This window comes from Pseudomonas sp. 2822-15 (assembly GCF_002742515.1).
Lineage (GTDB): Bacteria > Pseudomonadota > Gammaproteobacteria > Pseudomonadales > Pseudomonadaceae > Aquipseudomonas > Aquipseudomonas salomonii.
Map to the genome: position 1 here is coordinate 37,373 of NZ_LJRY01000199.1, position 12,466 is coordinate 49,838.

Annotated in this window: 5 protein-coding genes; 4 read left to right on the top strand and 1 reads right to left on the bottom strand. The window is 63.2% G+C overall.

Features of this window, described 5'->3' with window-relative positions; all coding sequences use genetic code 11:
- Positions 1–138 precede the first annotated feature (138 nt).
- The 4 genes from AOA59_RS19550 (at position 139) to AOA59_RS19565 (ending at position 12,024) form a co-directional block, all read left to right on the top strand.
- Entirely contained in the window at positions 139–10,227 is a 10,089-nt protein-coding gene (locus AOA59_RS19550) for an autotransporter-associated beta strand repeat-containing protein (RefSeq protein WP_099488869.1), read from the top strand.
- A gap of 217 nt (positions 10,228–10,444) precedes the next feature.
- A complete protein-coding gene (locus AOA59_RS19555) occupies positions 10,445–10,810 on the top strand; it encodes a type II toxin-antitoxin system RelE/ParE family toxin (protein WP_099488778.1) in 366 nt (121 codons plus the stop codon).
- On the top strand, positions 10,803–11,108 hold the full coding sequence (locus AOA59_RS19560; protein ID WP_065932116.1) for an XRE family transcriptional regulator: 306 nt from the start codon (positions 10,803–10,805) through the stop codon (positions 11,106–11,108). The genes AOA59_RS19555 and AOA59_RS19560 overlap by 8 nt, the downstream gene beginning before the upstream one ends.
- A gap of 19 nt (positions 11,109–11,127) precedes the next feature.
- A complete protein-coding gene (locus tag AOA59_RS19565; protein ID WP_099488779.1) occupies positions 11,128–12,024 on the top strand; it encodes a LysR family transcriptional regulator in 897 nt (298 codons plus the stop codon).
- Here AOA59_RS19565 and AOA59_RS19570 read toward each other — a convergent pair.
- Positions 12,014–12,415: a RidA family protein gene (locus AOA59_RS19570; protein WP_099488780.1), complete on the bottom strand. Its 402-nt coding sequence runs from the start codon at positions 12,413–12,415 to the stop codon at positions 12,014–12,016. The two genes, AOA59_RS19565 and AOA59_RS19570, sit on opposite strands and share 11 nt — an antisense overlap.
- Between the last annotated feature and the right edge of the window lie 51 nt (positions 12,416–12,466).

Genomic DNA, 12,466 nt, shown 5'->3' on the forward strand with positions numbered 1-12,466 from the left:
CTGTAGGTCTACTACCGTTTCGACAAATTGGATCAGTTGTCGCCACGGTCAGGTATTTCGAATTCGATGCGTGTGGGCCAATAACGTTGAGCTTCTACGCACTCATGGATGAAAGGCTTGAACCACAAGGAGTTGAGCGTGGATAGAAGACTTGCTACTGCTGTTGCACCTCGTATTTCTGCGCTTTCTCTTGCGATTCGCCTCGGCGTAGCGGGGCTGGTGATGGGGCTTGCAAGCCCTGCAGCGATGGCGGCCTGCTCGCCCGCAAGCCCCACGACAGGTGCCACGGTGACGTGCACGGGGGTGCCGTCGTTACCGCTGTTACTGAACACCTTTTCGAGTGCGGTGAATAACCTGACGGTCAACGTCAACCCGGGCGCGCAGCTCAATGCGACGTTGGGCGGCATTGCGTTGAACCTGACCGGTAACAACACCACACTGAACAACTCCGGCACCATCGACCCGGCGGTGCTCGGGCTTGTATCCGTGCTCAGCGGTGGTGTGTTGGTGGGCAATACCGCGGCCAGTGCGGTGAATATCACCAACACGGCCACCGGGATAATCCGCGGTACCGGCGCATTGCTGGGGCTCAACCTGACTTCATTGGCGGGCGCGGCGCTGAACGTCACCAATGGCGTCGGTGGCACCACCACCCTCACCAACGCCGGCGCCCTCGGCTCCAACCCCTTGCTGGGGCTTTCGTTGTTTGCCTCTGACACGCCAGTGGTCGCCGTGCAAGGTGGCGGCCAGGTCAATATGACCAACAGTGGCACGCTCACCGGCCGGGTTGCCTTCGAGGCGTCCACTTTGGGTAACACCTTCGTCAACAGCGGGATCATTTCCGGCGGCGTGTCGATGGGAGCAAGCAGCGCCAACACCTTTACGGCGGTGACCGGGTCGAGCGTGTCCTCGGGCGGCGGTATCGGCCTGAGCCTCGGCGGCCTGGTGGGCGTGAACCTGACGTTTGCCCCCACCGGCCAGGTGGATGGCGGCGCAAACGGCAGTAACACCTTGATCCTGAAAAACCCCGGCGGCGTTGGTAGCAGCGGCACCGGTACGGCGTCCAGCGCCACTTATATCAACTTCAACAACCTGACCATCAATGGCGGCACCTGGACGCTGCTGGGACCATTGGTCAGCGGCAGCACCACGCTCAATGGCGGCATTTCGCAGTTCGATAACAGTGCGACGTTCGGTACTGGGGCAATCACCGCCAATGGCGGGATTATCGAAGCAACGGCCAATAACCTGACGCTGGCTAACTTGCTCACGCTGGGCACCGGCGGGTTGACCGTCCAGGGCGCCAATACCGGGCTGACCCTGGGCGGCGTGCTCTCGGGCACCGGCGGTTTGACCAAGGCGGGCACCGGTCAACTGATCCTCAATACCGCCAACACTTACACCGGCGCCACCACGCTGTCCGGCGGTTCGGTTCAGTTGGGCAATGACCTGGCGCTGAGCAGCGGCGCTGTGACCGTCACGGCCGCAACAACCTTGCAGGCGCCCGGTACGATCAGCCTTGCCAACGCGCTCACCCTTAACGGCAACCTGATTACCGATGCAGCAGGTTCGTTGAGCCTGGACGGCGCTATTACCGGCACCAGTGGCCTCACTCAGAGCGGCGCGGGCAGCCTGACGCTCAATGGCGTCAACACCGGCTACAGCGGCGCCACCAGCCTGGGCGCCGGCACTTTGGTGCTGGGTAATAACAATGCCCTGGGCAGCGGCAACCTGAATGTGACGGGCACTGCCAACCTGAACACCAGCGGCGCCTCATTACTGAACAACAACGTCGTCTTGACCGGCGATCTCAGCCTGGTCAACGCCAACCCGCTGACCCTGAGCGGTGTAATGTCCGGCGTTGGTGGCTTGACCAAAACCGGCGCGGGCCTGCTGACCCTGGCCGGTAACAACACCCGCACCGGCATTACGTCGCTCGATGCCGGCGGCTTGTTGCTCAGTTCCAACACCGCCCTGGGGACGGGCGCGCTGAATACGGCGGCGGGGACGTCGTTGGGTGCAACCACCGCAGTCAACCTCGCCAACGCGGTCAACCTGGCCGGCAACCTGGGCATCGGCGGCACCGCCGACCTGACGCTGGCCGGTACGATCAATGGCGCCGGCAGCCTGACTAAAAACGGCGCCGCCAATCTGCTGCTCAACGGCCCCAACAACTTCCTGGGCGGCACCACGCTCAATGCAGGCACCCTGACGTTGGGCTCCAATGCGGCCCTGGGCCTGGGTAACTTGACCGTTGGCGGCGCGTCGACGCTCGACAGCAACGGGGCATTCAGCCTGGGCAACAACGTTGTGCTCAACGCCGGGTTGACCCTAGGCGGTACCAATAACCTGACCCTGGCGGGTGTGCTCAGTGGGGCAGGGCCACTGACCAAAAATGGCCTGGCCAACCTGACCCTCAACGGCAACAACACCTTCAGCGGCGGCACCACCCTCAATGCCGGGACCTTGACCCTGGGCAACGCCAATGGCCTGGGCAACGGTGCCTTGACCGTCGGCGGCGCGGCGACCCTGGACACCAGCGCTTCCTTTGGCATCGGCAATGCGATTGCGATGAATGCTGACCTTACGGTCGCCGGCAACAACGACCTGAGCCTGAACGGCGTGGTCAGCGGCGCCGGCAATTTGATCAAAAATGGCTTGTCCGACCTGACCCTGGCCGGCAATAACACCTTCACCGGCGCCGTGGACGTGGTCTCCGGTAGCCTGACGCTGGTCAATGCCAATGCCCTGGGCAGCACTGCCGGGGTGAACGTGAGTGCGGGCGCCGGGGTCAACCTGGCCGCCGACGTCAGCCTGGCCGGCTTGAGCGGCAGCGGCGGCGTGCAACTGAGCGGCGCCAACACCTTGACCGTCGGTGGGGTCAACACCACCAGCACCTTTGATGGTGATGTGAGTGGTACTGGCGGGCTGATCAAGGTCGGCACCGGCACTCTCAACCTTACCGGCATCAATGGCGTCACTGGCAACACGGCGATCAATGCAGGCACCTTGAACCTCAGTGGTTCCCTGGCCAGTGCCCAGGTCAACGTCAACAACGGCGGTACGCTGACCGGTACCGGCTCGCTGCTGGGCGCGTTGAATGTCAACAACGGCGGCCATCTGGCGTTGAGCAGCGGCAATACCTTGTCGGCCGGTGCACTGAACATGGTCGCGGGTGGCAACCTGGATGTTGCCCTCGGTGCGCCATCCCTCACTTCCTTGCTCAATGTCGGCGGTAACGTGGCGCTCGCCGGCAACCTGAACGTCACCGATGCCGGTGGTTTTGGTGCGGGCACATATCGCCTGATCAACTACACCGGCGGCCTGACCGGCGGCCTGACGGTAGCCGGTGTTCCCGTGGGTTATGGCCTCGGCGATCTGCTGGTACAAACCTCGGTCGGCAACCAGGTCAACCTGGTGGTGGCGGCGCCCAATATCCGTTTCTGGGACGGCAGCCAAGCTGTCGCAAACGGCGTGGTGGATGGCGGCACTGGCACCTGGACCGCCGGCGGCACTAACTGGACGTCCGCCGATGGCCTGACCAACTCACCTTGGGCCAGTGGCTTCGCGGTGTTCACCGGGGCTGCCGGTACGGTCGCCGTGCAAGGACCGCAAGCCTTTACCGGCCTGCAGTTTGTCAGCGACGGCTACAACCTGGTCAGCGGTGCAGGCGGGCAATTGACGGCCATCAATGGCGGCAGTGGCAATGTCTCGATGCGTGTAGATCCGGGCGCAACCGCGACCGTCGGGGTCAATATCGATGGCGCCGGCACCCTGAACAAACTTGACACCGGCACCCTGGTGCTCAACGGCGCCAACACCTATACCGGTGGCACCTTGCTCAATGGCGGCAGGCTTATCGTCGGCAGCAACACCGCACTGGGCGGCGGCCTGTTGACCACGGCGGCCGGGACGACACTGGACAGCAATGCGGCTATCACCTTGGGCAACACGCTGCTCTTGAACGGCGACACCAACGTCGCGGGCAGCAACGCGCTGACTCTTAATGGCGGGATCAGCGGCGTTGGTGGCCTGATCAAAAACGGCGCGGCCACTTTGACCCTGGGCGCAAGTAACACTTTCCTCGGGCCTGTGGCCTTGAACGCGGGTGGGCTGATCCTGGCCGCCAACAATGCCTTGGGCGCTGGCGCGTTGAATGCGGCTGGCGGCACGACACTGGATGCCAGTGCGGCGGTCACTGCCAATAACGCGATCAACCTGGCAGGCAACCTGGGTATAGGCGGCACGGCTGACCTGACCTTGGGCGGTGCAATCAATGGTGCCGGCAGCCTGACAAAAAATGGCGCGGCCAACCTGACCCTCAATGGCCTCAATGCCTACAGCGGCGGCACGACGCTCAATGCGGGTACCTTGACCCTGGGCACTGCGACAGCCCTCGGGACGGGTGCCTTGACGGTGGGCGGCGCGGCCAACCTAAACAATGGCACGCCACTGGTGCTGGCCAATGCGGTCAACGTCAACGCCAACCTGACGGTGGGCAGCCTGAATAACAACCTGACGCTGGCGGGTGGGGTGGGGGGGAGCGCCAATCTGATCAAAACCGGCACTGGCGACCTGGCCCTGACTGGCAACAACACCTTCTCCGGCCTGTTCGACGTGCAATCGGGCAGCCTTAGCACGCTCGGTAACGACGCGCTGGGCGCAGGCGCCGGGGTCAACCTGGGCAGCGGTACACAATTGAACATGGGTGGCTCGGCCAGCCTGGGTGAACTCACCGGCAACGGCGTGGCCGTTGTCGGCACCGGCAGCACCTTGAGTGTCGGCAGCAATAACCTCGACAGCACGTTCGGTGGCGTACTCGCCGGGTTGGGCGGTCTCAACAAAATCGGCAGCGGTGCCTTGACCCTCGGCGGCCTCAGCGTGTTGACCGGTGACACCCAGGTCAACGCCGGCAGCCTGCTGGTCAACGGCGCGCTGGACAGTACCAATGTGAATGTGGCTAATGGCGCCACCCTCGGCGGCACCGGCACCCTGGTGGGCGCAGTCAATATTGCCGATGGCGGCCACCTGGCGGTCAACTCGGGCAACACCCTGACGCTCGGCTCGCTGGTACTCAATACCAACTCCAACCTCGATGCCGGGCTCGGCGCCCCGTCTACCGGCGGCACGGCGCTGATTCATGTGGGCGGTAACCTGACCCTGGACGGCACGCTGAATGTCAGCGATATCGGTGGCTTCGGCCCCGGCATTTACCGGTTGATCGACTACACCGGCGGCCTGACCAATAACGGCCTGCAACTGGGCAGCCTGCCGGTGAATATCCCGGCTAGCGACCTGGACCTGCAAACAGTGATCGGCAACCAGATCAACCTGCTGGTCACCGGCAATACCACTGTGCGGTTCTGGGACGGTAGCCAGACTACCGGTAACGGCAGCATCGAGGGCGGCAGCGGTACCTGGACAACCGCCGCCACCAACTGGACAGGCGTCAACGGTTCGTTCAACACCGCCTGGGCGCCAAACAGCTTTGCGGTCTTCCAGGGCGCGGCGGGTACCGTCACCGTGGACGGCGCCCAAGCGATTACCGGCCTGCAATTCGTCAACGACGGCTACAACGTGGTCGGCGGCACGGCGGGGGCCTTGACCTTGTTCAACGGCACCGGCGGCAACACCGCCGTGCGCGTTGACCCGAATGCCACCGCCACCCTGGGCGTCACCCTCAACGGCGGCGGCACCCTGGCCAAGCTGGACGCCGGTACCCTGGTACTCAATGGCGCCAACACCTACACCGGCGGCACCACGCTTGCGGCCGGTACGCTGACGGTCGGCAATGCCACAGGCTTGGGTTCGGGCGCCTTGACCGTCACTGGCGCAAGCACGTTGGATAACAGCGTGCCGCTGGTACTGGCCAACGCCATCAACCTGAATGCCGACCTCAATGTGGCGGGGAACAACAACTTGACCCTGGCCGGCGTGCTGGCGGGCAATGCGGCACTGATCAAAAATGGCGCGGCGGACCTGCTGCTCAGCGGCAATAACACCTTCAGCGGCCCTCTCAATGTACTTGGCGGCAGTGTGACGACTGCAGGTAACGCGGCCTTGGGCAACACCTCCGGCGTCAATGTCGGCGGCGGTGCCAGTCTCATTCTGGGCGGCAACGCCAGCCTCAATACCTTGGCCGGTACCGGCGCGATTCAGGTGGCGGGCGGCAGCACGCTGGCGGTGGGTGGCAGTAATCTCGACAACACCTTCGCAGGCACGCTCAGCGGTGCCGGTAACCTGGATAAAAACGGCAGCGGTGTGCTCAACCTGAGCGGCACCAATGGCATCAGCGGCGCGGCCAACGTGAATGGCGGCACCTTGAATGTCAGCGGCTCACTGGCCAGCGGCACGGTAGCGGTCAATACCGGCGCGACGCTGACCGGCCCCGGCTCGCTGGCGGGCGCGGTAACCGTGGCCGATGGCGGGCATATCGGCCTGACCTCCGGCAGTACACTGTCGGTGGGCTCGCTGGTGCTGGGCAGTAATGCCAACCTGGACGTCGGCCTCGGTGTGCCGGTGATGGGCGGTGGCAGCGGGCTGCTGAATGTCGGCGGCGATCTGACCTTGGGCGGTAACCTCAATGTCACTGATATCGGCGGCTTTGGCAGCGGCGTCTACAACATCATCAACTATGGTGGCGCACTCACCAATAACGGCCTGGCCCTCGGCACCTTGCCGGGCAGTGTGATTCCGGGCGATGTGCAAGTGCAGACGGCCATCAGCAACAAGGTCAACCTGCTGGTCACCGCGCCCAACACCACCGTGCAGTTCTGGGACGGCGCCAACCTGATCGGCAACGGCGCCATCGACGGCGGCAACGGCACCTGGGGCGCTGGCACCACCAACTGGACCAACCTTGATGGCACCCTCAACCAGAACTGGAACAACAGCTTCGCAGTGTTCCAGGGCCCGGCGGGTAACGTGAGCGTGGAGGGCACGCAAAACCTCACCGGCCTGCAGTTCGTCACCGATGGCTACAACCTGGCCTCCGGCACGGCGGGCGTGCTCAACCTGGTGAATGGCGGCACCGGCAACACGGCGATCCGTGTCGACCCGAACGCCACCGCAACCTTGGACGTCACCCTCGGTGGCGCCGGCACCCTGGCCAAACTCGACACGGGCACCTTGGTGCTTAACGGCACCAACACCTACACCGGCGGCACCGCGCTCAATGGCGGTACGCTGGTGGTCGGCAATAACAGCGCACTGGGCAGCGCAGCGCTGACGGCGGCCGACGGCACCACCCTGGACAGCAACGCGGCCGTCACACTCGGCAACGCTGCGGTACTTAATGGCTCACTGGCCATCGGCGGCAGCAATGCGCTGACGCTTAACGGTAGTCTCAGCGGCAATGGCAGCCTGCTGAAAAAAGGCGCGGCAACCCTGACCCTCAAAGGCGCCAACACCTACAGCGGCGGCACCACCCTTAATGGCGGCACCACCACCGGCGACACCAACAGCTTGCAAGGCGCGATTGCCAACAACGCGGCCCTGACCTTCGAGCAGGGTACCGATGGCACCTACACCGGTAACCTCACCGGCGCAGGCGTGCTGAATAAAACCGGCAGCGGCGCGTTGCTGTTGAGCGGCGACAACACCTTCACCGGCAACACCAACGTCAACGCCGGAAGCTTGCTGGTCAACGGCAGCTTGAACAGCGCAGCGGTGCAGGTGGCCAGCGGTGCGACCCTTGGTGGCAGCGGTAGCCTGGGCGGTGCTGTGACAATGGCTGATGGCTCGACCCTCAAGGCCGGCGCGGCGACGCCACTGTCGGTGGGTTCGCTGGCGTTATCGTCGGGTACCGCCCTTGACTTCACCCTCGGCGCGCCTGGCGCATCCACCACCGCGGTGAATGTGGCGGGCAATCTGACCCTCGACGGCACCCTTAACGTCACCGATGCCGGTGGCTTTGGCCTCGGCGTTTATCAACTGTTCCGCTACGGCGGCGCCTTGACCGACAACGGCCTGACCCTTGGCTCGCTGCCGGTCGGCCTGGGCAACCTGAGCCTGCAAACGTCGCTGGCCAACCAACTGAACCTGCTGGTGCAGACCACGCCGGGGCAAATCCAGTTCTGGAACGGCGGCACCACCAACCCGGATGGCACCATCACCGGCGGCAGCGGCACCTGGGGCCCAGGCACCAACTGGACCGATCCAACCGGCACCCAGGGCCAGGTGTCGAACAACCAGTTTGCCGTGTTCGGCGGGCAGGGCGGTACTGTCACGGTGGTCGGCAATCAGGGCTTCACTGGCCTGCAATTCCTTGACCCCGGCTACACGTTGACGGCAGGTGCGGGTGGGACCTTGTCGCCAACCGGTACCGCAGTGGTGCGTGTCAATTCGGGCGTCACTACCGAAGTGGCCGCGCCAATCGTGGGTGCCGGGGCGATCAACAAACTTGACGCCGGCACCTTGCTGTTGACCGGCGCCAACACCTACACCGGCGGCACCACCGTCAGTGGCGGTACGCTGGCCGGTAACGCGCTGAGCTTGCAAGGCCGCATCTTCAACAACGCGCGGCTGCTGTTTGTCCAACGCACTAGCGGCACCTTTAATGGCGTGTTGAGCGGAACCGGCAACATTACCAAACAAGGCGCAGGGGCGTTGTTGCTCACGGGCAACCAGCCGTTCAGCGGCACCGTGGCCGTGGACGAAGGCGTGCTGCAAGTCGGCAACGCGGCCAACCCAGGCGCGGTGTTCGGTGGGCAGGTGAGCGTCGCCAACGGTGCAGGCTTGACCGGCAACGGCAGCGTCGGTGCGTTGGTCAACAACGGCAGCGTCACACCGGATAACGGCAAGCTGACGGTGGCTGGTAACTTCACTAATGGCAACACCGGCGCGTTGAACCTGCTCATCACCCCATCGTCGACCGGCTCCCTGGCCGTCGGCGGTACGGCGAACCTGGGCGGCACCTTGAATGTGGTCAACCTGGCGCCGTACGCCGGCCCGGCCACCTACACGCTGCTCACGGCGGGTGCGGTGAACGGCACCTTCGGCACCACCAACCTGGAGAACCTGGCGTTCCTCAATACCGCGTTGAACTACAGCCCGACTCAAGTGGCGCTGGCGGTCAGCCGCAACAACGTCAGCTACGCCAGCGTGGCTGCTACCGGTAACCAACGTGGCGTGGCCGCCGCGTTAGACAGCGGTGCCGCGGTGGGTGGCGCAACGGTGCAGAACGCGCTGCTCAACTCCAATGTTGCCGGGGCGCGCGCCGCCTTCGACAGCTTGTCCGGGGAGATTCATGCCAGCACCGCCAGCGCCATGCTCGAAGATTCGCGTTACGTGCGTGACGCGGTCAACGAGCGCCTGCGTCAGCCCGGCTGCTACCGCGAAGATGACCCACGCAACAGCCTCGCGCCCAGCGAAAACCGCCTGAGCAGCGCCGGTTGCCACGGCGAAATGGTCGGCTGGATGCGTGTGTTGGGCACCTGGGGCCACATGGGCGGCGACAGCAACACCGCCAAGCTGGACCGCAACCTCGGCGGCTTCCTGCTCGGCACCGACAAACAAGTGGATGACGCCTGGCGCGTCGGTGTGGCCGCCGGCTACACCCGCAGCGACCTGGACGCCAAGCGTCGCAGCTCCAGCGCCGACGTCGACAGCTACCACTTGATGGCCTACACCGCGTACCAGCAGGAAGCCTTCGCCGCTCGCCTGGGCGTGGCATACAGCTGGCACGACATCGAAAGCAAACGCGATGTGGCCGTAGGCGGCGTGGGGCAACGCCTCAAAGCCGACTACAAGGCGCGCAGCGCACAAGTGTTCGGTGAAGTGGGCTACACCATTGAAACCGGCAAAGTGGTGGTAGAACCGTTCGCCGGCCTGGCCTACGTCAACTACGACAGCGACACCGTCAAGGAGAAAGGCGGTTCGGCAGCCCTGCGCGGCGATGCCGATCAGGACGTGACCTTTTCGACCCTGGGCGTGCGCCTCGGCCAGACCATCACCCTGGGCAACGGCTCGAAAATCACCCCACGGGGCAGCATCGGCTGGCGTCATGCCTTTGGCGACACCCAGCCGGATGCCGACCTGAGCTTTATCAACGGTGGAGCATCGTTCAGCACCCAAGGTGTGCCGATCGCCAAGGACAGCGCGGTGGTGGAAGCAGGCCTGGACTACCAGATCAGTCAGAACGGCAAGTTGGGCCTGGGCTATTCCGGCCAACTGTCGCGCAACGATAAGGACCATGCGATGACGATCAGCTTCTCCCTCGGTTTCTGATCAAAGCCGAGTACTTTTAACCGCCCGAAAGGGCGGTTTTTTTTGGGGGAAAAATTTCTTAACCCTATTCGATTTTTTGCGCAGGTGGCGGGGTTGTTGCCCGGCGTCTGGTCAGAAGGATGTACAAACAATTTCGACTGGAACCCGGCTGGCAATACAGCCTTTTCTGAATCTAAAGTATGCCCTTGAGTTTATATTCCTTAGATGGCATATTCGCATGGGCTGGGACATTGAATACACGGATGAATTCGCAGAGTGGTGGGATGAGCTGGGCGCAAAGGAGCAAGTCTCTGTATCTGCCAGCGTCGATCTGCTGGGGCTTTTCGGGCCTGGGCTGGGCTTCCCCCACACCAGTGATATCAAGGGTTCCCGGCATGGCAACCTGCGGGAACTGCGGGTCAAGCATGCCGGCCGGCCTTATCGAGTGCTGTATGCATTTGATCCCAGGCGCTGCGCCGTCCTGCTGATCGGCGGCGATAAAGCCGCACACCCCAGGTGGTACGAGGTGCATGTGCCCTTGGCCGAAAATGTGTACGACATCCATTTGCAAACATTGCGTAAAGAGGCCCGTAAACATGGCTAAAAAATTCGCTGAACTTCAAGCGCGCATGACCCCTGAGTCGCGTGCGGAGGCCGAGCAACTGTTCCGCCAGCACCTCCAGGAAATGCCTTTGCATGAGCTGCGTAAAGCCCAACAGTTGAGCCAGGAAAGCCTGGCCAAGGCGTTGAATATCAATCAGGCGGCGGTTTCCAAGATGGAGCGGCGCACCGACATGTACATCAGCACGCTGCGTGACTACATCCGGGCGATGGGCGGCGAGCTGGAAATCATCGCGACGTTCCCGGATGGCCAGGTCAAGATCGACAACTTCGCTCACTAAGTCACAATGGACCACCCCGATGAATCAGCTCCTGGCCATGCGCGCCTTTGTCCGTGTTGTCGATACCGGTTCATTCAGCCGCGCATCCGACCAGTTGGCGCTGCCACGCTCCACCGTCAGCAAACTCATCACTGACCTGGAAAGACACCTGGGCACCCAACTGATGCACCGAACCACCCGCGCCCTGGCGCCCACGCTTGAAGGGCTGGAGTATTACCGCCATGCGCGACGGCTGGTGGCTGAGCTGGATGAAGTGGACAGCGCCGCACGCGGGCAGATCCTAAGGCCCGGCGGGCACCTGCGCGTGGATGCACCGGCCTCGTTTGCCAACTGCCTGCTGATTCCGGCGCTGGTGGACTTTCATCGCGAGTACCCCGATATCACCATCGCCTTGGGCATCAGCGACCGTGCGGTGAATATCGTCGGGGAGGGCGCCGATTGCGTGATTCGTGCTGGCAAACTGGAAGACATGGCGATGATCGGGCGCAAGGTAGCGGACCTTGAATACCTGACCTGTGCGGCACCCAGTTACTTGGCGCGCCGGGGTTTGCCGGATTCGCCCGAAGACCTTGTAAACAACCACCTCAAGGCCGGCTATTTTTTTGCCGGGTCGGGCAAGCCGGAGCCGCTGATTTTTGAGCGGGGCCAGCAACGTATCGAGGTAAACGACTGCGCCTTTTCGACTAACGAAGGCAACGGCCTTAAGGAAATGCTGCTCGCGGGCCTGGGTGTGGGGCAGCACTTCAAGTCGATCGTGCAGTACTACCTCGACACCGGCCAATTGGTTGAGGTGCTGCCGGGCTGGTCACGCCCGGCCACGCCCTTGCATATTCTCTACCCACCCAACCGCCATCAGAGTGCGCGGCTCAAGGTGTTTACCGAGTGGGTGATCCGCAGGTTTGGGGTCAGGGAATAATCGCGGTCACGCGTATCTCCACACGCATGGTTGGCAGTCCCAGGGACTCGACGCCGACTTGGGTCCAGATCGGTGCATGGTTGGGCATGTAGCGCCGGTATTGCCGCACCATCGCTTCGTTGACCTCAGGTGCAAACCCACCGACGTGGTAGGAGTTTATGTGAATCACATGCTCCCAACCCGCGCCGGCGGTGGCCAGGGTGCGCTCCAGGTTGTGAAAGGCCTGGGCGATTTCTGCACTGAGGTCGGCGGGGATGTGCAACTCATCGTCCCAGCCGCCCTGGCCTGACGTTTCTACGCGGTTACCGATTTTCACTGCTTGGGAGTAGTGCAGGTGTTCGCGCAGGGTATCGCCATAGCCTGGGGTGACAAAAAATTCGGGCGTGCTCATGGTATTTCCTCGGTTGAATACAGGACCCGACGGATGCTAATAGAGCGAATA